We start from the raw sequence: 21,941 nt of genomic DNA on the forward strand, positions 1-21,941 counted from the left end.
CTCGGCCGCCGAGCCCACGCGTCAGCCCGCCGAGCCCATGCGCCGGCTGCCGGACCCGCGCCAGGCGCCGCGTCCGGCCTGGCTCAGGTGGTCAGGTGGCTCGGACGGTTCAGATCGCGGGGAACTCCGGCGGTACGCCGAGCGATCCGGCGACCGCGCCCCAGATCGCGGCCTTCGCCGCGTCGAGGCTGATCCGCGGGTCGCCGAGCATCAGACGGATGCCGAACCCGTCGCACAGGGCGAGGATCAGCGTGCTCGTCTCGTAGACATCGCGCTCGGCGAACTCACCCGACTCGATGCCGCGCTCCAGCGCCTGGCCCACCCAGGCGTGGAGCTGGTCGTAGAGGTCGACGGCGAACTCCCGGGCGGGCTCGTCGCGCAGGGCCCGGACCCACAGCTCCTGCCAGAGCCTCCAGTCCTGCCGCAGTTCGGGGTCGGTGGGCAGGAGGCTGTGCACGATGCGGGCCAGGATGACCGAGGCCGGGACGGCGTCGGCGTCGCGCTCCAGCTCGGTGGCCGTGTGGGCGAAGGAGTGGGTCATCGCCTCGGAGAAGAGCTTCTCCCGGTTCTCGAAGTGGTAGTGGAGCAGGGCCGTCGAGACCCCGGCGTGCTCCGCGACCATGCGCATGCGGATCTTCTCGAATCCCACGTCCGCGATCACTTCGCATGCGGCGGACAGGATCCGCTCGCGCGTCTCGATCGTGCGCTCGGTCATGGACACGGTGCTGCTCCCCGATCGTCGTCGTCACCGCAGGGGCCCTGCGGTCGCCCGGCCCGTCACCGGCGTCCCGCCCGGCGGTTCTCCGGGGCTCGTCCGGCGGCTGCCGGCCCGGCGTCCGTCCCCCTGCCTGCCTCTCATCTTCGCGCATCACCGCCGCAGCCGGGATCCGGACGCCGGGCCAGGGTGCGGTCGCCCGCAGGTCATCGGCGGGTCATCGGCAGATCACTGGTAGGTATGGAAGCCTCTGCCCGCTTTGCGGCCGAGCAGTCCCGCGTCGACCATCCGCGCCAGCAGCGGGGGAGGCGCGTAGAGCGTCTCGCGGAACTCCTCGTACATCGACTCCGCGATGGCCTGCGTGGTGTCCAGGCCGATGAGGTCGGTGAGCGCGAGCGGGCCGAGCGGGTGGGCGCAGCCCAGGGTCATCCCCCGGTCGATGTCCTCGACCGAGGCGATGCCGGACTCCACCATCCGTACGGCGGCCAGCAGATACGGGATGAGCAGGGCGTTCACGATGAATCCCGCCCGGTCCCGGGCGCGGATGACGGTCTTGCCCAGCGTCTCGGCGGCGAACTCCTCGACGGCCCGCGTCGTGGCCTCGCCGGTCAGCAGCGAGGGCACCAGCTCCACCAGCGGCAGCACCGGGACGGGGTTGAAGAAGTGCAGCCCGACGACCTGCTCCGGTCGTGCGGTGGCCGCGGCGAGCTTGATGACGGGAATGGAGGAGGTGTTGGTCGCCAGGATCGCGTCCGGCCGCTTCACGATCGAATCCAGCCGGGCGAACACCTCCAGCTTCGCGTCCTCGTTCTCCGCGACCGCCTCGACGACGAGGTCGCGGTCCGCCAGCTCGTCCATCTCGGCGGTCACCCGTACACGGGCCAGGGCCGCGTCCCGGTCCGCGGCGGACAGCTTCCCCGCACGGGTGGCGCGCTCCAGGGAACCGGCGATCTTGTTCCGCCCGGCCTCGGCCGCATCGGGGGAGGCCTCGACGACCACCACGTCCCGTCCGGCCCGTGCGCAGACCTCGGCGATACCGGACCCCATGAGGCCGCAGCCCACGATTCCGACGCGTTCGATGTCCGCCATCGGCCCTCCTTCGGCTCTGAAATTCCTCTTCGGATCTGTGGCGCGGGACGTGACGTGCGCCGGGCGTGCCCCCGGGGCACCTCGCGCCCGCCTCGTCCCGCTCGTGGTGGGGGGGCGGATACCGGCGGGCCCCGGCTGGAGGCCGGGGCCCGCCCGTACGCTGTCAGTCGGTCGTCGGCATGTGCAGAACGCCCGTACCGCGCTTGATGAGTTCACCCGCGACGATCAGGCGCTGGATCTCGGAGGTGCCCTCCCAGATGCGGTCGACGCGCAGTTCGCGGTAGAGCCGCTCGACGGGGTAGTCGCGGTCGTAGCCGCGTCCGCCGAAGATCTGCACGCAGCGGTCGATGACGCGTCCCGACGCCTCACTCGCCGCGAGCTTGGCCACGGCCGCCTTGGCGTGCAGCTTCTTGCGGTCGGCGTCGGGCTGGTCCGCCTCCCAGGCCACCTGGTGGAAGTAGGCCCGGTTGACGGCGATGTCGACGGCGCAGTCGGCCAACATGCCCTGGACGAGCTGGAAGTCGGCGATCCGGGTGCCGAACTGCTTGCGCTCCACCGCCCAGTCGCGGGCCAGCTCCAGAGCCCGCTCGGCCGCGCCGATGGTGCGGGCGGCGATCATCAGCCGCTCCTCGGTGAACCAGGAGCGCGTGATGTCGTAGCCGTTGCCCACGCCTCCGAGCACCGCGTCCTCACCGACCTGCACGTTGGTGAAGGTGAACTCGGGGTGCTCGTAGACGAAGGTGTGCATGAACCGGGGCACGCGGGTCATCTCGATGCCCGGGGTCTCCTTGTCGACGAGGAAGAGCGTCGGCTCCTTGTCCTCGCCGGCCGCGGCCAGCACGATCATGAAGTCGGCGTGGTCGCCGACGGTCACGAACCACTTCTCGCCGTTCAGCACCCAGCCGCGGTCGTTGCGCGTCGCGGTCGTCTCCAGGTTCTGCGGGTCGGAGCCCGCGCCCGGCTCGGTCACGGCGTAGCAGTCGCGGCGCGCGCCCCGGATGACGGGGACGAGGAACCGCTCGCGCTGCTCGGGCGTGCAGAAGCGCAGCGCGTTCGCCGGGCGCCACACCATGTCCCACAGCGCGCCGGTCAGCCGGCCGAGCGCCTCCTGGACGGTGGCCTGCTCCAGGATCGTGAGCCCGGCGCCGCCCCACTCGGTGGGCATGTTGATCGCCTGCAGCCCGCTCTCCAGAACGGCGTCGCGGATCTCGGCGTGCGCCTGCGGGGTGAGACCGTTGTTCTCCTCGCAGTCGAGCTCGTACTTCATGATGAACTCGGTGAGACCGCGTGCGGCGCTCCGGAGTTCCTCCTGACGGGGGGTGAGACGGAAGTCCATGTCATTCCTCGCGGGTTCGGTGTGGGTGAGCGGGGACGGAAGCGGGGGGCGGTTTCAGGAGGTGGGCAGCGCGAGGGCCCGGGTGCCGCGCTTGATCAGCTCGTTGGCGATGATGAGGCGCTGGATCTCGGAGGTGCCCTCCCAGATGCGGTCGACGCGCAACTCGCGGTACATGCGCTCGACGGGGTAGGAGCGGTCGTAGCCGCGTCCGCCGAAGATCTGGACGCAGCGGTCGATGACGCGGCCCGCCGCTTCGCTCGCCGCGAGCTTGGCCGTCGAGGCCTTGGCGTGGAGGGTCTTGGCATCGGTGTTCGGCTGGTCGGCCTCCCACGCGACCTGGTGGGTGTAGGCGCGGTTGACGGCTATGTCGACGGCGCAGTCGGCCAACATGCCCTGGACGAGCTGGAAGTCGGCGATCCGGGTGCCGAACTGCTTGCGCTCGACCGCCCAGTCGCGGGCGAGCTCCAGGGCGCGCTCCGCGGCGCCGATGGTGCGGGCGGCGATCATCAGCCGCTCGTCGGTGAACCACTCCTTGGTCAGTTCGTAGCCGTTGCCGACCCCGCCGAGCACGTCCTCGTCCGGGACGAAGACATCGCTGAACGTGAACTCCGGGTGCCCGTTCACGGCGTTGTGCATGAAGCGGGGCAGCCGCGTCATCTCCACGCCCGGTGCCTGCTTGTCGACGAAGAAGAGGGTGGCGGCCTTCTCCGGTCCCGCGTCCGCCTGGACGAGCAGGAAGTCGGCGATGTCGCCGCACGTCACGAACCACTTCTCGCCGTTGAGGAGCCAGCCCCCGTCGGTACGGGTGGCCGTGCTCGTGCCCGACGACGGGTCCGAGCCCGCCCCCGGCTCGGTCACCGCGAACGCGTCGAACCGCTCGCCCCGGATCACCGGCAGCAGATACTTCTCCCGCTGCTCCTCCGTGCCGTAGGCCAGGACGTTGGCGGGCCGCCAGGGGATGTCCCAGAGACAGTTGGTGGCCTTGCCGAACTCCTCCTCGACGATGACCTGGTCGAGGAGGGACAGCCCCGGACCGCCCCACTTCGCGGGCATGTTGATGGCGAACACACCGGCGTCGATCGCGGCGCGGGTCAGTTCGCGCACCGTGTCGGCGGGCAGCGGGCCGCCCGCCTCCTCGGCCTGGTTCTCGTAGGTCATCAGCAGCCGGGTGTAGGCGGCCGCGCGCGCTTTGAGGTCGGCCTGCTCGGGGGTGTAGCGGAAGTCCATGCGGGGTCCTTTCCGGGGGCAAGGGGGAGATGCGGGGGACGGACGGGAGACCGTCTGCAGGGCGGGGCCCTGCGGGGACGCGGTCAGCCGAGTACGGCGCGGGAATCCAGGGCGAGGACGCCGTCGGGGCGGACGAGCAGCGGATTGACCTCCAGTTCCGCGATCTCCGGGTGCGCGGCGGCGACGTCGGTGATGCGGGCGATGACGTCCGCGGCGGCGGCCACGTCCACGGCCGGTCGCCCGCGCACCCCTCCGAGGAGCGCCGAGGAGCGCAGACTCCACAGCAGATGCACCGCGCGGGACGCGGGCACCGGGGCGAGGGAGAAGGCCACGTCGCGGAGCGTCTCGGTGAGGACGCCGCCGAGACCGACCATGGCGACCGGACCGAACCGCGGGTCGCGGTTCACGCCGACGATCAGTTCCAGTCCGTCCGAGAGGTCCGCCATCGCCTCGACCGAGTACGACGGCGCGCCCAGCCGGGCGTGCATCGTCCGGTACGCGTCCAGCAGTTGCTCGGTGCCGTCCAGCCGCAGCGCGACCCCGCCGGCGTCGGACTTGTGCAGGACGTGGAGGGCCTTGAGGACGTACGGGCCGTTGAACTCCTCGGCGGCGGCGAGCAGTTCGGCCTCGGTGCTGATCTCGCGGGCCGGGGGGAAGGGGACCCCGGCTTCGGTGAGCAGCGCCCGCACCCCGTGGTAGCCGGGGTCGCGGAGAGGATCCGCGGCCGGGGGTAGCGCGGCGACACCGGGGCGGTCGAGACGCTCCTCCGTCGTCAGCGCGGCCAGCGCCCGCGCCGCGTCCTCGGTCGCGTCGAACACCGGGATCCCGGCGGCGGACAGCGTCCGGCAGGTCGGCGACTGCGGGTACATCGACTGCACGACCAGCGGCTTGCCCGTCGACGTACGGTGGGCGACGATCTCGTGCGCCGCCTCCCGCTCACCTTCGGCGAGCGCCATCCCGCCGCCGCCGAGACCACTGCCCGCCGCCGCGTAGCCGCCGAAGTAGCCCGTCATCAGCACGGCGTCGACCTCCTCGGAGGCCATCAGCCCGCCGACGGTGTCCGCGTACGAGCGGGGGTTCTGCTCGCCCATCCCGGCCAGGTCGACCGGGTTGCCGACCGCCGACTGCTCCCACAGCACGGACTTGAGCCGCGCCTGCGTGTCGGGGCCGAACTCGGGGACGGACAGGGCCGCGGCCTCGGCGGCGTCGGCGGCGATGACGCCGTGGCCACCGCCGTCGGTGAACACCGCGGTGCGCCGCCCCGCCGAACGGCGCGCACCCGCGAGCGCGGCCAGCACGACCACCATCTCCCGCGGCGTGGCGACGAGTTCGACCCCGGCGTCCCGGCACGCGGCGGCGACGACGTCGGCGGACGTGGTGAGCGCCCCGGTGTGCGACTGGGCGCTGCGCGCCGAGGCTGAGCCGCGCCCCGCCGTGAGCAGCACGACGGGCTTGCCCGCCGCCGCGGCGGCCTCCGCGAAGGCGCGCCCCTCGCCGAAGTCCTCGGCGTAGACGGCGATGGCCCGGGTGTCGTCGTGACGGGCGCAGTCCTCGACGAGGTCGACGAGGGTGACGTCGGCCTGGTTGCCGAGCGAGACGAAGCGGGAGAAGCCCAGACCGTGCGGGGCGCAGCGGAGCTGGAGTTCGAGCGCGAGGTTGCCGCTCTGGCTGAGCAGGGCGATGCCGCCGGGCGCGAAGGAGTCCGACGCGAGGTACAGCTCGGTCGTGTTGTCCGCGATGCCCAGGCAGTTGGGCCCGACGAGGACCGCACCGGCGGCCTGTACGCGGTCGGCCACGGCGCGCTGCCGGGCGAGCCCGGCGGCGCCGGTCTCGGCGAAGCCTGCCGTGATCCCGACGATGGCCCGGGCCCCGCAGGTCAGGGCGTCGTCGACGGCGGCCTCGAACCCGGGGCCGGGGACCGAGATCACCACCAGGTCGACGGGTTCGCCGATCTCGGTGAGCGAGGTGGCGGCGGTGCGGCCCAGGACCGTACCGCCGCGGCGGTTCACCAGGTGGACGGGGCGGCGGTCAGGGGCGCGCAGGGCCTGCGCCGCCACCGCGTGGCCGTACTTCGCCGGGTCGTCGCTGGCACCGAGGACGGCCACGGACTTGGGGTCGAAGAGCGCCGTCAGGTCGCGGCCCATGTCACTTCTCCAGCCGGAGTGCGGAGTTGGGGCAGGCCTCGACGGCGGCGCGGGCCGCGTCCTCGTCCCCGGGCGGCACGTCCCGGGAGACGATGTTCGCGTAGCCGAACTCGTCCAGCTCGATGAGGTCGGGCACGGGCTCCTGGCAGAGGCCGTAGCCCTGGCAGCGTGTGGAATCCAGCAGCAGCTTCACGGTCGGTCCTTTCGCTACGGCGCGGGGGAGGGACGGGGGATCCGCGCTTCGGGTGAGCGGATCCCGGTGATCTTCGGGACGGGTACGACGAGGCGCCGGCCGTCGGGAGGGGAGGAGGCGCATCCCGGGCAGGGACCGTCCAGATGCGAGCGCACCAGCGACGGGAAGATGCGCAGCAGGCTGCCCGCCGTGCCGGCGGACGCGTCCAGCAGGCCGCAGGCTCCGCGCCCGGGCAGGCTGGAGGACCAGCGCAGGAGTTTGTCGGGGGCGTCGTCGTCGGCCTTGCCCGTGGCGAGGGCGGCCAGGGTGGTGCTGATCGAGGACGTGCCCGCGACGCAGATGCCGCACTGGCGCGCGCTTTCGGCGGCGAGGTGGTCGACCGCGTCGGCGGCGACGGATGCGGGGCACTCTCCCGGGCCGAGGAAGCGGATGGCTCCGCAGCCCAGCGACGTACCGGCCGCGGTGAGGGTGGTGGGGTCGAGCGGGAGGTTCAGGGAGTCCCCGCCGATCAGCCCGCCGAAGAGGCCGCCCATGAGCGCGCCGCGCGCGTCCGGGGTGCCCTGGGCCTCGGCGAGGGTCCGCAGCGTCGTGCCGTACGGCGCCTCGGTGAGCAGGGGCCGTGCCGTGCCGCTGGAGAGGGTGAGCAGCGTCGACCGGCTCGTCCGGTGGCCCCGCTCGTCCGGCCGGGCCGCGATGAGCGCGATCCGGGCGAGCGTCTCGACGTTGGAGACCAGCGTCGGCCGGCCTCCGACGCCTTCCTGGTACGGGCGGGGCGGCTTGGAGGTGGGCAGGGCGGGGCCGCCGTCGATCCGGCGGACCACCGCGGTCTCCTCGCCGGCGACGTAGGTGTGGGCGGTCTCGACCACCTCGACGGGCACGTCGTGCGTCCACTCGCCCAGCGCCGCCTTGACGCGCTCGGCGGCGGCCGGATCCGAGACGTAGACGTACGCGGTACGGGCGCCGGTGATCGCCGCGGCGCGGGCGAGACCGTCCAGGACGAGGTGGGGGCGGGCGCGCAGCAGCCAGCGGTCCTTGGCCGAACCGGGCTCGCCCTCCTCGCCGTTGGCGACGACGACGGGGCTGCCGCCGGCGTCGCGTACGGTGCGGAGCTTCACGGCGACGGGGAAGCCGGCGCCGCCGCGGCCGCGCAGACCGCACTCGGAGAGCCGTTCCAGGAGCCGGTCGGGGGTGAGGGTGTCGGCGTAGCCGCCCGCCTCCGCATAGGCCGCGGCGCTCTCCGTCGCGGCCGGGTCCGTGCCGAGCAGGCCGGGCGGCCCGTCGGGCATCAGGGTCTGGATCCCGGTCATCCCCGGCCTCCGTCGCGTGCCTGGGTGCGCAGGATCCGCACCGCCGATTCGAGGGCCCTGCGGTCCTCCTCGGTCCGGCCGTAGCCGGGGCCGGGCAGGCCGATGAGCATGCGGTGGTGGTCCAGGACCACCTCTCCGGCGACCAGCGCGGCCCCCGGGTCGCCGTGGGAGGACCCGTCGGCGACGGACGTGACGAGATCGGTGACCTCGGCGAGGTAGCGGAGCCAGCTCCGCTCGGTGCCGTGGAGGATCAGCTTCTCCACGCGGCGCCGTTCGGCGGCTGCCAGGTCCGGCCGGGCCGGGGCGGGGTGTCCGGGCCTGCGCAGGACGGCGACCGTGGACGGCAACTCCCGCTCCGGTTCGGGGGTGAGCCCGAGCCAGACCAGACTCCGACGACCGCTCATGCGTGCCTCCGGGATGAGGTGGGGGAGCCTTCTCCGCGGGCCGCCGCCTCGGGCGGTGCGGCGCGGTGGGGCTCGCTTGGGGATGTGGGTGCCGGTGCGGTCCGGCGCGATGTGGGAGTGAGAAATGACCCGGGTGATGGGTGGGCCCGGGGCTGCCGGCCGGTTCGCCATGGGCACGCCGGGGGGCAGCTTGTGGCGAGTAGACTAACTAACCAATTAGTCAGTTCACAAGTCTTGACAGTGCGGAAACCCACCCGCAATCTGACTGACCAATTAGTTAGCGCGGTCTCCGGTGCACATCCCGGCCCCGCGACTCGCCCTTGGGCCGCCTCAGCACCTATCGCCCGTGCGGCATGGAGGAGTAACCGATGCAGCCCCAAGCCCCCCTAGCGCCGCCGACGCAGGCCACACCGGGGGAGGCCCTCTCGGCCCGCTACTACACCGATCCGGACCTCGTCCCCGCCGAGACCCGGGACATCTTCGCGAAGTCGTGGCAGCTCGTGTGCCACGAGTCCGACCTCCCGGAGGCGGGAGCCCGCCTGGCGGCCCGCGTCGCCGACCGCGAGGTGCTCGTCGTCCGCACCGAGGACGGCGGCCTCGCCGGCCACCTCAACGTCTGCCGGCACCGCGGAACCCGGCTCGTCACCAGCCCGGAACCGTCCGGCAAGGCGATCCGCTGCCCCTACCACGGCTGGACGTACAAGCTCGACGGACGCCTGGTCGGCGCGCCGGAGGCCCGGCAGATCCCGTGCCTCGACAAGCCGAAGCTCGGCCTGTTCCCCGTCCGCGTCGAGTCCTTCCTCGGCTTCGTCTTCGCCAACCTCGACCCCGACGCCGTACCGCTCGCCGAGCAGTGCGCCGGGCTCGCCGAGGCGATCGGCCACTACGCGGGCGCCGACCTCGAGCCCCTGGGCCGCGCCCGGATCCACGACCTGGCCGGCGCCGAGGAGCAGAACGCCAACTGGAAGGTCGCCATCGACAATTACCTCGAGGGCTATCACGTCCCGGTGGCACACCCCGGCCTCATGAGACTGCTGGACTACCAGAGCTACACCAGCGAGATCCACGAGAACTACGTGCTCTTCGCGTCGCCGCTGCGGGACAAGCCCTCGTCCAACTGGACCGAGCGCGCCTACCAGCGCCTGGCCACCCCCATGCCCGGCCTGACCGAGGCCGACCGGAGGGTCTGGCGGTACGCCGTGATCTACCCCAACACCCTCATCGACTTCTATCCCGACCATGTGCTCGCATGGACCGCCATCCCCACGGCGGTCGACCGCGTGGCCGTGCCCGGCGCCTTCTACACGCGCCGCGGTGCGAGCCTGCGCACCCGGATCGCCCGACGGCTCAACATCCATATCGGGTGGATCACCAATGACGAGGATGTCGAACTCGTGAGCCGTGTGCAGAATGGGCTGACGACGCCAGGCTTCGAACCGGGGCCTCTGTCACGGCGTGAGGCGGCGGTCGGCTGGTTCGCCGGTCGCATCCGGGCCGATCTCGACGGTGCGTGAGCGATGACCCGCTCCCCGTTAGGCCGTACCCGTACGGCACTGCGCATACCACCGTCCGGTGGCCAGAAGGTCGAGCACGGATCCAGGGCATCCGTGCAGCGCCGACCACGCCCTGAATCAGTGCTTGCCCCCTACGGAGAGGACCACCGATGTCCCCCGAGGCACCACCACTGTCACGACGCGCCTTCCTGAGCGGCAGCGCCGCGACGGTCGGCCTCACCCTGGCGGGCTGCGGCTTCCTTCCCAAGGATCCCGCCGCCAACGGAGACCCGGACCGGCCGATCAAGGTCAGGCCCGACGGCGATCTCGTCTACTTCAACTGGGCCGACTTCGTCTCCCCCGAGGTCTTCGAGGGCTTCGAGAAGGAGTACGGCGTCAAGGTCGTCCAGTCGAACTACGACTCCATGGAAGGCATGGTCGCCAAGCTCAACGCCGGCAACCGCTACGACATCATCTTCCCCACCGCGAAATGGGCCCAGCGCCTGGCCGACGGCAACCTGCTGCGGCGGATCGACCACTCACGGCTCGACAACGCCGACCGGATCTTCGACCGCTACGACTACTTCGCGGACCCCTGGTACGACAAGCGCTCGGCGCACACCGTCCCCTTCACCATGTACAAGACAGGCATCGGCTGGCGTAAGGACCGGATCGGCGACGATCTCGAAGGGTCCTGGAGCGACCTGTGGAACAAGCGGGCCAGCGGCCGGGTCTTCGTCCTCGACGACCGCGACGAGGTGCTCGGCATGGGTGCCCTCAAGCTCGGCCTCGATCTCGGTACGAGCGACCAGGACGACCTCGACCGCATCACCGACTCCCTGCAGAGCCTCCGCCCCCATCTGCGCGGCTTCTCCAGCGACAGCTACAACAACCTGCTCAACGGCAACGCCACGATGACGCAGGCGTGGTCGGGCGACATGGCCACCATGCTGAGCCAGGCCAAGAAGCCTGACCTCTTCGGATTCGAGGTCGCGAAGGAAGGCGCTCCCCTCAACTCCGACTGCTACGCCATCCCCGCCAACGCCCGGCACCCCGGGACGGCGATGCTCTTCATCAACTACATGCTCCGCCCGGAGAACGTGAAGAAGAACATCGAGTACATCGGCTACCCGATGCCGGTCGCCGGCACCGAGGACACCTACGCCGCGATCGTCGAGCAGTTCCCCGAGTGCATCGTCTCCGCCGACGATCTCAAGGCCGACCTCTATTTCCGCAACGGCAGCGCCGCGGACGAGCAGGCCCGTGATACCGCCTGGACCCACGTGAAGGCCGGCTGACATGGATCGATCCACGAAAGACCGCGGGGCCGCCCGCCCCCGCACCGGACACGCCGCCGCGAGTGCGCGGCTGTGGACCTGGCTCATGGTGCCAGGCACCCTCTGGATGATCGGGTTCCTCATCGCCTCCCTGGCGCTGGTGGCCACGCTCGCCGTCGGCACCACCGACCCCCTGGGGAACCCGCGCTTCGGGTTCAACCTGGACAACATCACGGCGCTGGCCGACCCCGCCTACCGCGACGTGCTGATCCGCTCCCTCGGCTACGCGCTGGCCACCTGCGCCATCTGCCTGGTCGTCGCCTACCCGGTCGCCTACGCCATCGCCATGTACGGCGGCCGCTTCAAGAACCTGCTGATCGCCGCGATCGTCGTCCCGTTCTTCGCCAACTACCTGGTGCGGATGTACGGCTGGTCCGTCGTCCTCTCCGACGACGGCCCCCTGCTGAAGGCCCTGCGCTCCGTCGGGCTCGCGGGGGACGACACCCACATCCTGCAGACCGGCCCCGGCGTCATCCTCGGCCTCGTCTACGGCTTCGTCGTCTTCATGATCATCCCGCTGTACGCGGCGCTGGAGCGCATGGACGTCTCCGTGATCGAAGCCGGACGCGATCTCTACGGCGGCCCTCTGCGCACCTTCTTCTTCGTGACCCTGCCCGCCACCCGCCAGGGGGCCGCGGCCGGCGCCGTCCTCGTCTTCCTGCCCGCCATGGGCGACTTCGTCAGCGCCCAGCTCATGGGAGGCCCCGACCAGATCATGATCGGCAACCTGATCCAGGACAAGTTCTTCCAGGGGCAGAACTGGCCGCTGGGCTCGGCCCTCACGATGCTGATGATGGCCGTGCTGTTCATCGGGATGCTCGGCTACCTGCGCCGCACCCGCAAGGACGAAGCGGAGGCGGCGCAATGACCGTACGCCAGGCCACCCGGCCCCACCACGACGCGACCGACAGCGGGCCCGCGGCGCGCCCCGCGACCCCCCGCCCGCCGGGCAAGCACCGGCGCCGCGGCACCGACCGCAAGCCCCGATTCGCCATGGGCGTCACGGCCGCCTTCTTCGCGCTGCTCTACATACCCATCGGCGTCGTCGTCCTCTTCTCCTTCAACTCCCAGAAGTCGCTGACCGTCTTCAAGGACTTCAGCTTCCGCTGGTACAAGGACTTCTTCGCCGACGACGCCCTGATCGACTCGCTCGGCATGAGCCTCCAGGTCTCCCTGGTCGCCATGGCCGGCTCCCTGATCCTCGGCGTCGCCCTGGCGCTCGGCATGGTCCGCTCCCGCAGCAGGTTCGGATCGCTGGCCGGACTGATCATGCTCGTCCCCCTCGTCACCCCGGAGATCGTCACCGGTGTCGCCGCGATGCTGCTCTTCAAGGGCATGGGCATCACCCTCTCCACCGGCACCGTGATGCTCGCGGAGATCACCTTCTCCATCTCCTACGTGACGGTGATCCTGCGCTCCCGCATCGCCGCCCTCAACCCGGAGGTGGAGGAGGCCGCGATGGACCTCGGGGCGACCCGCTGGCAGGCCCTGCGCCTGGTCACCCTGCCCGCCCTGCTCCCGAGCATCCTCGCCTCCGCGGTGCTCATCTTCGCCCTCGTCTTCGACGACTTCGTGCTCGCGTACTTCACCACCGGCGTGGACCCCCAGCCGCTGTCCGTGCGCATCTACTCCGCGATCCGGTTCGGCGTGCAGCCCACCATCAACGCGGTCGGAACCCTGATGCTGGCCGGCTCCATCGGCCTCATCGCCCTGGCCCTGGCCATCCCACGCCTCTTCGGCCGTCGCGGCGGCCTCGATCTGCTCTCCGGGAAGTGACACCCATGGACACAGCACCCGCCGTCCGGCTGGACACCGTCAGCAAGAGTTACGGGGACTCGTACGCGGTCCACGACCTCACCCTGGACATCGCCCCCGGCGAGTTCTTCTCCCTCCTCGGCCCCTCCGGCTGCGGCAAGACCACCACGCTGCGCATGATCGGCGGCTTCACCGACCCCACCGGCGGGACGATCCTGCTCGGCGGCGAGGACGTGACGGCGCTCCCGCCCGACAAGCGCGACGTCAACACCGTCTTCCAGAGCTACGCCCTCTTCGACCACCTGTCGGTCGCCGACAACGTGGCCTTCGGGCTGAAGCGGAAGGGCATCGCCCGCGGCGAGATCCGCGAGCGGGTCCACACCATGCTGGAGCGCGTCCAGCTCGACGGGCTGGCCGAGCGCAAGCCGCGCACCCTCTCCGGCGGCCAGCGCCAGCGCGTCGCCCTGGCCCGCGCGCTGGTCAACCGCCCCCAAGTCCTGCTCCTGGACGAGCCGTTGGCGGCGCTCGACCTCAAGCTCCGCCGCCGGATGCAGGTCGAGCTCAAGCAGATCCAGCGCGAGGTCGGCATCACGTTCATCTTCGTCACCCACGACCAGGACGAGGCGCTGACCATGTCCGACCGCGTGGCGGTGATGAACGAGGGCCATGTCGAGCAGTGCGGGACGCCGGAGGACGTCTACGAGCGCCCGGCGACCCGGTTCGTGGCCTCCTTCATGGGCACCTCCAACCTCGTGCCCGGCACGTACCGTTCCGGTGAGGTCGTCCTCGAGGGCGGAGCCGCGTTCCCCGTCGGCGCCCGCGACGGTCTCACCGAGGGCGGCAGCGTCAGCCTGTCGGTGCGGCCGGAGAAGATCTGGCTCTCCGACTTCGAGCCCGGCATGACCCTGCTCAACGGTGTGGTCCGCGAGACCGTCTACTCCGGCCCGACCACCACGTACCTCATCGACCTCGCCCCCGGCGTCACGGTGTCGGTCCTGGAGCAGAACACCGACCGGTCGCGGAACGAGGACCGCTGGAGCGGCGGCGAGGACGTCCAGATCGGCTGGAAGCCCGAGCACTGCCTGGTCCTCGACTGACGGCCCGTTCTCCCGATCGAAGGGACGCGCGGTCCCGCGGCGGGCGGGCCCCTCAGGCTCCCGCCCGCCCGGGCCGCGCCCCGGCGACCGACCCGGACCCGACGTCCCGGGCCGCGGCCCTCCGCGGCCGTGCCCGCTCCCGCTCTCCACGCAACCGTAGGAACGCCCCATGCATCACGATGTCATCGTGCTCGGCGCCGGGCTCGCCGGCCTGTCGGCCGCGCGCGACCTGGTCGCCGGCGGAGCCGATGTGCTCGTCCTGGAAGCCCGCGACCGGGTCGGCGGACGGGTCGAACAGGCCGTCCTGCCCGACGGCCGGCTCGTCCAGCTCGGCGGAGAAGTCGTCGGCCGCGCCCACACCGCCTATCTCGAACTGGCCGCGGAACTCGGCCTCACCCTCGTCCCCAGCTACGTCGCCGAGCCCGGCAACATGGCCCGCGCCACCCCGGAGGGCATCTCGGCCGACGAGCCGCCCCACTGGTTCGGCCCCGGCGACGAGGTCCGCCACCAGCGCGTCACCGCCGCCTTCGTCGCCCTTGCCCGCAGCGTCGACCCCGACGACCCGTGGTCGCACCCCGACGCGGCGGCCCTCGACCGCGTCTCGGTCGGTGCCTGGCTGCGCTCGGAAGGCGCCACCCACGCCGTCGTACGCCTCTGGGAGATCGGCCAACTCGCCCTGGCCAGCGGCTCGTTGGAGCGCACCTCGCTGCTGGCCGCCCTCCGCAAGAACGCGGCCGTGCCCGGAGGCCGGCACTACGACTACGACGACTGGGAGGGCCTGCGCGTCGCCGAGGGCTCGGCCACGGTCGCGCTGCGCATGGCCGAAGGGCTGGGCCACCGGGTCCGTCTCGGCTCGCCGGTCGCCGCGGTCGACGTCCGTCCCGGCGGCTGCACCGTACGCCTGGTGAGCGGCGAGTCCTTCCGCGCCGGCGCCGTCGTCAGCGCGCTGCCCGCCGGCCCGTTCCGCTCGCTGTCCGTCACCGGGGTCTCCGACGAGCGCCTGGCCTCGCTGCGGCGTCAACGGCACGCGGTCACGGCCAAGTTCGTCGCCGCGTACGAGCACCCCTTCTGGCGTCTGCAGGACCTCAACGGCCTCTCGGAGTGCGAAGGCGTGCTCGGCAGCACCTGGCCGCAGAACACCGGCATCCTCTCCGCCCTCATCCCGCCCGAGCGCTACGGCGTGCTGCTCGGCATGCCCACCCACCTCAGGGAGGACGAACTGCTCGACGACATCGCCCGCCTCTACGGCGCCGAGGCGCACAAACCGCTCGCCTCGTACCTGCGCCTGTGGGGCACCGACCCGTGGACCCAGGGCTATGTGACCCAGTGGACCCCCGGCGACGTCATGGCCGTCGGCCCCCTGCACGGCACCCATGAACCGCCCTTCTACGTCTGCGGCTCCGACCAGTGGGTCGCCGGATACATGGAGGGCGCGGTCCGCACCGGCCGCGCCGCCGCGAAGGAGGCGCTGAACCGTGGCTGACACCACCCCGCCCGGCGTCCCGCCCACCGCCGTCCTCAACCACATCGGCGGAGCCGACCTGCCCGCCAACTCCGGCGCCGTCATGGACCTCGTCGACCCCGCCACCGGCGAGACCCACCGCAGCGCGCCCCGGTCGGACCAGTCCGACGTCGACCACGCGTGCGCCGTCGCCGCGGCGTCGTACGAGCACTGGTCCGTGACCACACCGGCGCTGCGCCAGCAGGCTCTGCTGCGCATCGCCGACGCCATGGAGGAGCACGTCGAGGAACTGGTGGCGGCGGAGGTCGGCGACACGGGCAAGCCGCCGGAGCGGTTCCGCGACGACGAACTGCCCGCCATCGTCGACACCGTCCGCTACTTCGCCGGGGCGGCCCGCAATCTTCCGGGCGCGGCAGCCGCCGAGTACACCGAGGGCCGCACCTCGCTGCTCCGCCGCGAACCCGTCGGGGTCTGCGCCCAGATCACCCCGTGGAACTACCCGCTGATGATGGCGGTGTGGAAGATCGCCCCGGCGCTCGCCGCCGGGAACACCTCCGTGCTGAAGCCGGCCGACACCACGCCCGCGTCCGCCTCCCTCCTCGCGCGGATCGCGGCCGAGCACCTGCCGCCCGGCGTGCTCAACGTCGTGTGCGGCGACCGCGACACCGGCCGCGCCCTGACCGGACACCCGGCCACGCGCCTGATCGCGGTCACCGGCAGCGTACGGGCTGGGCGGGAGGTCGCGGCCGCCGCGGCGGCGGACCTCAAGCGGGTCCATCTGGAGCTGGGCGGCAACGCGCCCGTCATCGTCCACGAGGACGCCGACCTGGAGGCCACGGCCGCGGACCTGGCGGCCGTCGCCTACTACAACGCGGGACAGGACTGCACCGCGCCCACCCGCTTCCTGGTGCACGACGCCGTCCACGACGCGTTCCTCGCCGCGTTCACCGCCCACGCCGAGAAGCTGCGGACGGGGGCACCGGGGGAGTCCGCGGACTACGGGCCCCTCAACAACGCCGTGCAACTGGCGTCGGTGCAGGAGCTGCTGGGCCGTCTGCCCGCACACGCCGAGGTCGTCACCGGCGGCTCCTCGCCGGCCCGGCCGGGCTGGTTCCACCAGCCGACCGTCGTCGCCGGCCTCCGCCAGGACGACGAGATCGTGCAGGAGGAGATCTTCGGCCCCGTCGTCACCGTGCAGCGGTTCGCGGCCGAGGACGAGGCGCTGCGGCTGGCCAACGGCGTACGGTACGGCCTCGCGGCCAGCGTGTGGACCACCGGGCTCGACCGCGCCATGCGCGCCAGCCGCGCCCTGGACACCGGGATCGTCTGGGTGAACACCCACGGCACCACCGTGTCCGAGATGCCGCACGGCGGCGTCAAGCACTCCGGCTACGGAAGCGATCTGTCGATGGCGGGCCTGCTGGACTACACCCAGGTCAAGCACGTCATGCTCTGAGCCGCCCTACGGAAGAGGTACCGGGCACCCGGAGGCGCCGCCGTCATGGTGGACCTCCGGGTGTCCCCGGCCGAACTCCCGGGTCTCTCGGGAGCCGTCTGCGACGATGCCGCACGTCACCGACCCCACATGCGAACAGGGAGCAGTCATGGCCGGGCAGTTCGAGGCGACCGTCGAGATCGACCGTTCCATCGAGGAGGTCTTCGCCTTCCTCGCCGACGGCGAGAACGACCCCAAGTTCAGCCCCAGAGTGCTGGAGATGGCGAAGACCACCGACGGCCCGACCGGTGTCGGCACCGTCTACCGGAGCAAGGTCAAGGACGCCGGGATGACCACCGGCCGGGAGTTCCGGATCAGCGGGTTCGAGGCACCCCGGACGATCCGCTGGACGGAGATCTCCCACAACATCGTGACCGCCCGCGAGGGAGGTTACGACCTCGAGTCCGTGGGCCCGGGCAGGACCCGCGTCCGCATCTTCAACGAACTCGAGGGCCACGGCATCGGCAAGCTCCTCGTCGGCCTCGCCCTGAGCGCCGCCCGCAAGGACGCACCCGCCTTCGGCAACCGCATCAAGGCAGCCGTCGAGTCCTCGTGACGCTCTCGGCGGCCGGGTGGCCGGCCAGGAGCGGTGCCGGGAGCAGAACGCCAGGGTTGAGGATCCGGTGCGGGTCGAGCTCCCCCTTCACCGCGTTGAGGGCCGCGGCGAACGCGTCGGGGCGCTGGCGTTCGTACCAGGGCATGTGGTCGCGGCCCACGGCGTGGTGGTGGGTGATGGTGCCGCCCGTGTTCAGGATCGCCTCGGAGACGGCCGCCTTGACCGCGTCCCACTGCGCCGTCTCGCTGCCGCGGCGTGCCGGGGCCAGGACGGTGTAATAGACGGCGGCGCCGTCGGGGTAGACGTGCGTGAGCCGCCGGTTGACGACGCCGGTGCCGCAGACCTCCTCGGCTGCCTCGTGCGCCGCCCGCAGCACGGCCTCGTCGAGTTCACCGAAGCGGTTCCAGGTCACCGCCGTCTCGAACGTCTCCACCAGGATGCCGGCGGCCACGAGGGTGTCCCGCAGATACGGCGCGGCCTGGAAGCCGTCCTTCCACTGCTGTTCGGGAGCCGGGCCGCTCCGCTGTTCCGCCGCCTCCGGACGGCTGATCCGGGGCTCTCCGGCGAGTTCACCGCCGTGCTCGCGTACGCACTCCAGCGCCTGGGAGAGCAGCGTCTCCTGCGGGTGGTACGCCGACTCGAAGCCCAGGATGAGGACGGCGTGGGTGCCGTCGCCCGCGCCGTTCAGCAGGGCCTCGCGCGGGTCGAGCAGACGGCAGTTGGCGGGCTGCAGACCGGAGCGCACCACCGCCCGGGCGGCGCGGGCGCCCTCCGCGAACGTCCGGTGGCGCACGCTCGCGGAGGCGCGGTACCGCGGACGGTCCTGGACGCGCAGCCACGCCTCGGTGACCACGCCCAGGACACCCTCCGAGCCGATCAGCATCCGGTCCGGGCTCGGGCCCGCGCCCGACGCCGGGAGGCGGCGGCTCTCCCACGGACCGGTCGGGGTGAGCGCGCGGACGGACTGCACGAAGTCGTCGATGTGGGTCCGGCCGGTGGCGTAGTGGCCTCCGGCCCGCGTGACGATCGAACCGCCCACGGTGGCGTGCGCGTACGACTGCGGGTAGTGGCGCAGCGTCATCCCGTGCGGCTTGAGCTGGGCGTCGGCGTCGGGGAGCGTGGTACCGGCCAGGATGCGGGCGGAAGCCGATCCGGAGTCCACGTCCACCACGCCGGAGAGCAGGCCCAGGTCCAGGGTGACCGTCCCGGTGTAGGCGTCGCCGACCAGCGGCTCCACGCCGCCGGTCACGCTGGTGCCCCCGCCGTAGGGGATCACGGCTGCGCCGGCTTCCGCGCACCACTCCAGGACGGCCGCCGTCTCCTTCTCGTCGCACGGGAGGGCGACGAGGTCCGGCGGATTGGGGAACTCGCCGTGGAAGGCGCGGACCACGTCCCGGTAGGACTTGCCGTAGGCGTGGCGGATGCGCTCGTACGGGTCGGTGCTGACGACTCCGGCGAGGGAGGCGGGCACCGTCAGACGCGGATCCGGCAGGCGGATGTCCTCCGCCCGCGGGGGCGTGCGCACCTCGGTGTCGCCGAAGCCGAGCATGTCGCGGGCCAGCGCGGCGGTCTCCTCGACCTCGGCGCGGCCGGGCTGCTCGTCCTCGTAGCCCCAGCCCCAGAACTTCCTGCGCCGCATGTCGGCCATGCCTCCACCCTTCGTCCGTCGCGCGCTTCAGCGCCGTCGTTCGCCCGCGCGTCGCGTGCGTGCCCGTCCGAGGCGCACCGCGGGGGTGGGAGACGCTAGCGGTGCGGCGGCGCGGGGGCATTGACTCTGCAGGTCACTCCGTTGACGCCGTCGGCCACACCACGTTGACTGACGGCCATGCGGACTCCCGAGGCCCCGACCGTCGCTGCTGCGTACGCGAATGCCGTGATCAGCAACGGGGCGGCGCCGGAAGGGGACGCACCGGACCCGGCCGGAGCCGGGGACGGGGACGCACGCGGGCAGGAGGATGCGGACGCGCGCGGGCAGGAGGGTGCGGACGTGCGCGGACAGCAGGGCGCGGGCGTGCGCGCCGACGCCCGCGTGTACGAGGGCGGCGCCTGGGCCTCCTCCGCCGAGCGGCTGCCCTTCTCCGAGGTGCGACGCGTCTGGGACCGGGTGCTCGGCCCCACGGAGCAACCCCACACCGGACTGCGCATCGGATACGCCCTGCAGCCCTCCGCCCTGCACGTCCTGGGCCATCTCGTCCTCACCTGCACCAGCCTGGCGGAGGCGGCCGCCCAGGCCGTCCGCTATCTGCCGCTCGTCAGCGAGGCCGGTGCGCTGCGGCTGGAGCGCGGCGCGCGCCGCTCGCGGCTGGTCTACCGCCCGTCCGTCCCCGAAGGGGCGATGCACCCGCAGCAGGTCGAGGCCGTGGTCGCGGCCTCCGTCACCGCTGCCCGCTGGATCGCTGGACGCCGCTGGGCTCCGGCCGCCGTCGCGTTCACCCATGCCCGGATCGGCGACCTCGCGCCCTACGAGCGGATCCTGCGGTGCCCGGTCAGCTTCGGGGCCGAGCGGAACACCGTCACCGTGGCGACCCCGGAACTCGATCTCGTCCGCGGCCCGGGCGATCCCGAACTGGCCGCGCTCCACCGGGCCCACGCCGACCGGCTGCTGTCCGGCCTCGCCGCCCCGGTCACCGTCCGGCAGCGGGTGCGGGGCTGGCTCGACCAGGCGCCGCTGGACCGGGTGGGGCCCGAGGACGTCCAGGAGGCCCTGCATCTGAGCGAGCGCACGCTCCGCCGACTGCTCCGCGAGGAGGGCACGTGCTGGAGCGATCTGCTGGACGCGGCACGGCACGACCGCGCCCGGCGGCTGCTGGCCAGCACGGACCGGACGCTGGAACGCATCGCCCATGAGCTGGGGCTGAGCGGGGCGCCCGCCTTCGTCCGGGCGTTCACGCGCTGGGAGGGCACCACGCCCGGCAGCTACCGGCGCGGGCTGACCGCGCCTTGACCGGACCGCGTCCTGACCTGACCGCGCCCCGACCGGACCGCGTCCTGACCTGACCGCTCCCCGGGACGGGGGACCGGACACCGCGGCTCCCCGGAACACGGCAGCCCGGGGCCGCGCCCGGGTCCGCGGGCCGGCCGGAGACGGAGCAGGGCGCGCCGGTTGTGCGGTGTTCAACCACATCTCGTACACAATTCCGTCCCGAAAGGTCACAGGCGCTCATCGACCACCTACGCTGCTTCCTAGCCGAACAAGGAACAAGGGGGCCGAGCGTGGGCACCAATGAGATGTCCGCCTTCGGGGTCGGTCCGGACGAAGAGGAGATATACCGGCACTTCCTTCGTAATCCCGGCACGCCCGCGGACGACATCCAGCTGCTGCTGCACACCGACCCCAAGACTGCGCAGGCCGCGCTGGACCGGCTCTGCCGGCTCGGGCTCCTCCGGGCCTCCGGGAAGCTCATCTCGCCCATGGACCCCGACATCGCGCTGGGCCGGCTCATGGACATCCGGCTCCACGAACTGCACCAGGAACTCCAGCGGGTCACCCAGTTCCGGCACGTGATCGACGGCCTGCGGGCCGAGCAGGGGCTGCGCTCCGCCTGCCGGCACGGCATCGAGCAGCTCGAGGACCTGGACCAGGTCCGCAGCCGCATCGCGGACCTCGCCTTCTTCGCCCGGGACGAGATCCTCTCCGTCGAGCCCTACACCGAACTCCAGCCGGAGAACGTCGAGCAGGCCCGCCCGCTCGACCTGCGATGTCTCCGCCGTGGCGTGCGCATCCGCAGCGTCGTGCTGCGCAAGGCGCTCGACCACGGCCCCACGGTCGGATACCTGCGCGAACTGGTCTCCCACGGCGCCCTGATCCGAGTCGCCGAGGACATCACCGAGCGGATCCTCGTCTACGACCGCCGCATCGCCATGGTCCCCGTCGACCCCGAGGACACCTCCCGGGGGGCGTTGCTCGCCCACGAGGGCGGCCTGGTCGCCAACATCATCGCGCTGTTCGAGAAGATCTGGGACCAGGCCGAGGACCTGCCGATGGGCACGGACGCGGCGGACGACACGGCCTCACAGGGACTCTCCCAGATCGAGCAACGCGTCCTGGTCCTCATGTGCTCCGTCGGCAAGGACGAGGCGGGCGCCCGCGAACTCGGCGTCTCCGTGCGGACCTACCGCCGCCACGTCGCCGACCTCATGCGGGTGCTGTGCGCGGCGAGCCGGGCCCAGGCGGCGCTGCTGGCCCGTGAGCGGGGCTGGATCTGACGACGGCACCCGCCTGCGCGGAGCCCCGGAAGGCACTCCGGACCTCCTCACGCCAGCCGCGCAGCGCACTGTCCGCGAGCACCCGCGTCACCGCCTTGCGGACCGCACGGCTGCCGCCGGTGCCC

The 21,941-nt window shown here is 72.2% G+C and carries 19 protein-coding genes; 10 read left to right on the plus strand and 9 right to left on the minus strand.

From position 1 onward, the window contains the following. Positions 1-109: 109 nt before the first annotated feature. From ABZ822_RS22250 to ABZ822_RS22285, 8 genes are all read right to left on the minus strand, one after another. The gene (locus tag ABZ822_RS22250; RefSeq protein ID WP_360856801.1) at positions 110-715 is read right to left on the minus strand and encodes a TetR family transcriptional regulator C-terminal domain-containing protein; all 606 of its coding nucleotides are present in this window, start codon (positions 713-715) and stop codon (positions 110-112) included. Between the two features lie 228 nt (positions 716-943). After that, positions 944-1,804, minus strand: a complete 861-nt coding sequence (locus ABZ822_RS22255) for a 3-hydroxybutyryl-CoA dehydrogenase (protein WP_360856804.1) — start codon at positions 1,802-1,804, stop codon at positions 944-946. A 163-nt stretch (positions 1,805-1,967) separates the two neighbouring features. Next, positions 1,968-3,140 carry an acyl-CoA dehydrogenase family protein gene (locus tag ABZ822_RS22260; RefSeq protein ID WP_360856807.1) on the minus strand — a complete coding sequence of 391 codons (1,173 nt, stop codon included), beginning with the start codon at positions 3,138-3,140 and terminating at the stop codon, positions 1,968-1,970. A 54-nt stretch (positions 3,141-3,194) separates the two neighbouring features. Continuing rightward, the gene (locus tag ABZ822_RS22265; protein ID WP_360856810.1) at positions 3,195-4,367 is read right to left on the minus strand and encodes an acyl-CoA dehydrogenase family protein; all 1,173 of its coding nucleotides are present in this window, start codon (positions 4,365-4,367) and stop codon (positions 3,195-3,197) included. An 83-nt stretch (positions 4,368-4,450) separates the two neighbouring features. Beyond that, positions 4,451-6,511 (minus strand): acetate--CoA ligase family protein, encoded by a 2,061-nt coding sequence (locus ABZ822_RS22270; protein ID WP_360856812.1) that lies wholly within the window; start codon positions 6,509-6,511, stop codon positions 4,451-4,453. 1 nt (position 6,512) lies between these two features. Continuing rightward, on the minus strand, positions 6,513-6,704 hold the full coding sequence (locus ABZ822_RS22275) for a ferredoxin (protein ID WP_360856815.1): 192 nt from the start codon (positions 6,702-6,704) through the stop codon (positions 6,513-6,515). Positions 6,705-6,718: 14 nt separating this feature from the next. Next, on the minus strand, positions 6,719-8,011 hold the full coding sequence (locus ABZ822_RS22280; protein ID WP_360856817.1) for an NADH-ubiquinone oxidoreductase-F iron-sulfur binding region domain-containing protein: 1,293 nt from the start codon (positions 8,009-8,011) through the stop codon (positions 6,719-6,721). After that, the gene (locus ABZ822_RS22285; protein WP_360856820.1) at positions 8,008-8,415 is read right to left on the minus strand and encodes a hypothetical protein; all 408 of its coding nucleotides are present in this window, start codon (positions 8,413-8,415) and stop codon (positions 8,008-8,010) included. Before ABZ822_RS22285 ends, ABZ822_RS22280 begins: the two co-directional genes overlap by 4 nt. A gap of 368 nt (positions 8,416-8,783) precedes the next feature. Here ABZ822_RS22285 and ABZ822_RS22290 point away from each other — a divergent pair, with 368 nt between their 5' ends. From ABZ822_RS22290 to ABZ822_RS22325, 8 genes are all read left to right on the plus strand, one after another. After that, positions 8,784-9,929, plus strand: a complete 1,146-nt coding sequence (locus ABZ822_RS22290; RefSeq protein ID WP_360856823.1) for an aromatic ring-hydroxylating dioxygenase subunit alpha — start codon at positions 8,784-8,786, stop codon at positions 9,927-9,929. Positions 9,930-10,078: 149 nt separating this feature from the next. Then, positions 10,079-11,206, plus strand: a complete 1,128-nt coding sequence (locus tag ABZ822_RS22295; RefSeq protein ID WP_360856826.1) for a spermidine/putrescine ABC transporter substrate-binding protein — start codon at positions 10,079-10,081, stop codon at positions 11,204-11,206. A gap of 1 nt (position 11,207) precedes the next feature. Then, positions 11,208-12,113 carry an ABC transporter permease gene (locus ABZ822_RS22300; protein WP_360856829.1) on the plus strand — a complete coding sequence of 302 codons (906 nt, stop codon included), beginning with the start codon at positions 11,208-11,210 and terminating at the stop codon, positions 12,111-12,113. After that, positions 12,110-13,021, plus strand: a complete 912-nt coding sequence (locus ABZ822_RS22305; protein ID WP_360856832.1) for an ABC transporter permease — start codon at positions 12,110-12,112, stop codon at positions 13,019-13,021. The genes ABZ822_RS22300 and ABZ822_RS22305 overlap by 4 nt, the downstream gene beginning before the upstream one ends. Positions 13,022-13,026: 5 nt before the next feature. Then, a complete protein-coding gene (locus ABZ822_RS22310; protein WP_360856835.1) occupies positions 13,027-14,097 on the plus strand; it encodes an ABC transporter ATP-binding protein in 1,071 nt (356 codons plus the stop codon). 169 nt (positions 14,098-14,266) lie between these two features. Next, the gene (locus ABZ822_RS22315; protein WP_360856838.1) at positions 14,267-15,580 is read left to right on the plus strand and encodes an NAD(P)/FAD-dependent oxidoreductase; all 1,314 of its coding nucleotides are present in this window, start codon (positions 14,267-14,269) and stop codon (positions 15,578-15,580) included. 43 nt (positions 15,581-15,623) lie between these two features. Next, complete coding sequence (locus ABZ822_RS22320) at positions 15,624-17,015, plus strand: aminobutyraldehyde dehydrogenase (protein ID WP_360857201.1); 1,392 nt, start codon at positions 15,624-15,626, stop codon at positions 17,013-17,015. A gap of 148 nt (positions 17,016-17,163) precedes the next feature. Beyond that, positions 17,164-17,610: an SRPBCC family protein gene (locus ABZ822_RS22325; protein ID WP_360856841.1), complete on the plus strand. Its 447-nt coding sequence runs from the start codon at positions 17,164-17,166 to the stop codon at positions 17,608-17,610. On the opposite strand, the gene ABZ822_RS22330 is transcribed toward ABZ822_RS22325, so the two are convergent. Next, complete coding sequence (locus ABZ822_RS22330; protein ID WP_360856843.1) at positions 17,585-19,258, minus strand: FAD-binding oxidoreductase; 1,674 nt, start codon at positions 19,256-19,258, stop codon at positions 17,585-17,587. The genes ABZ822_RS22325 and ABZ822_RS22330 overlap by 26 nt on opposite strands. Positions 19,259-19,435: 177 nt before the next feature. Here ABZ822_RS22330 and ABZ822_RS22335 point away from each other — a divergent pair, with 177 nt between their 5' ends. Both ABZ822_RS22335 and ABZ822_RS22340 read left to right on the plus strand, forming a co-directional pair. Further along, positions 19,436-20,554: an AraC family transcriptional regulator ligand-binding domain-containing protein gene (locus tag ABZ822_RS22335; protein ID WP_360856846.1), complete on the plus strand. Its 1,119-nt coding sequence runs from the start codon at positions 19,436-19,438 to the stop codon at positions 20,552-20,554. Positions 20,555-20,823: 269 nt separating this feature from the next. Then, the gene (locus ABZ822_RS22340; protein ID WP_360856849.1) at positions 20,824-21,816 is read left to right on the plus strand and encodes a helix-turn-helix transcriptional regulator; all 993 of its coding nucleotides are present in this window, start codon (positions 20,824-20,826) and stop codon (positions 21,814-21,816) included. The last annotated feature ends 125 nt before the right edge of the window (positions 21,817-21,941 follow it).

It is taken from the genome of Streptomyces sp. NPDC047108, from assembly GCF_040643575.1.
Taxonomy (GTDB): Bacteria; Actinomycetota; Actinomycetes; order Streptomycetales; family Streptomycetaceae; genus Streptomyces.

What these genes read in the sequence shown, in the direction of transcription:
- ABZ822_RS22300 (WP_360856829.1), top strand. Translation starts at nt 11,208, where the DNA reads ATGGATCGATCCACGAAAGACCGCGGGGCCGCCCGCCCCCGCACCGGA.
- ABZ822_RS22265 (WP_360856810.1), bottom strand. Translation starts at nt 4,367, where the DNA reads ATGGACTTCCGCTACACCCCCGAGCAGGCCGACCTCAAAGCGCGCGCG.
- ABZ822_RS22250 (WP_360856801.1), bottom strand. Translation starts at nt 715, where the DNA reads ATGACCGAGCGCACGATCGAGACGCGCGAGCGGATCCTGTCCGCCGCA.
- ABZ822_RS22290 (WP_360856823.1), top strand. Translation starts at nt 8,784, where the DNA reads ATGCAGCCCCAAGCCCCCCTAGCGCCGCCGACGCAGGCCACACCGGGG.
- ABZ822_RS22305 (WP_360856832.1), top strand. Translation starts at nt 12,110, where the DNA reads ATGACCGTACGCCAGGCCACCCGGCCCCACCACGACGCGACCGACAGC.
- ABZ822_RS22315 (WP_360856838.1), top strand. Translation starts at nt 14,267, where the DNA reads ATGCATCACGATGTCATCGTGCTCGGCGCCGGGCTCGCCGGCCTGTCG.
- ABZ822_RS22285 (WP_360856820.1), bottom strand. Translation starts at nt 8,415, where the DNA reads ATGAGCGGTCGTCGGAGTCTGGTCTGGCTCGGGCTCACCCCCGAACCG.
- ABZ822_RS22310 (WP_360856835.1), top strand. Translation starts at nt 13,027, where the DNA reads ATGGACACAGCACCCGCCGTCCGGCTGGACACCGTCAGCAAGAGTTAC.
- ABZ822_RS22335 (WP_360856846.1), top strand. Translation starts at nt 19,436, where the DNA reads ATGCGGACTCCCGAGGCCCCGACCGTCGCTGCTGCGTACGCGAATGCC.
- ABZ822_RS22295 (WP_360856826.1), top strand. Translation starts at nt 10,079, where the DNA reads ATGTCCCCCGAGGCACCACCACTGTCACGACGCGCCTTCCTGAGCGGC.
- ABZ822_RS22330 (WP_360856843.1), bottom strand. Translation starts at nt 19,258, where the DNA reads ATGGCCGACATGCGGCGCAGGAAGTTCTGGGGCTGGGGCTACGAGGAC.
- ABZ822_RS22280 (WP_360856817.1), bottom strand. Translation starts at nt 8,011, where the DNA reads ATGACCGGGATCCAGACCCTGATGCCCGACGGGCCGCCCGGCCTGCTC.
- ABZ822_RS22260 (WP_360856807.1), bottom strand. Translation starts at nt 3,140, where the DNA reads ATGGACTTCCGTCTCACCCCCCGTCAGGAGGAACTCCGGAGCGCCGCA.
- ABZ822_RS22270 (WP_360856812.1), bottom strand. Translation starts at nt 6,511, where the DNA reads ATGGGCCGCGACCTGACGGCGCTCTTCGACCCCAAGTCCGTGGCCGTC.
- ABZ822_RS22325 (WP_360856841.1), top strand. Translation starts at nt 17,164, where the DNA reads ATGGCCGGGCAGTTCGAGGCGACCGTCGAGATCGACCGTTCCATCGAG.
- ABZ822_RS22255 (WP_360856804.1), bottom strand. Translation starts at nt 1,804, where the DNA reads ATGGCGGACATCGAACGCGTCGGAATCGTGGGCTGCGGCCTCATGGGG.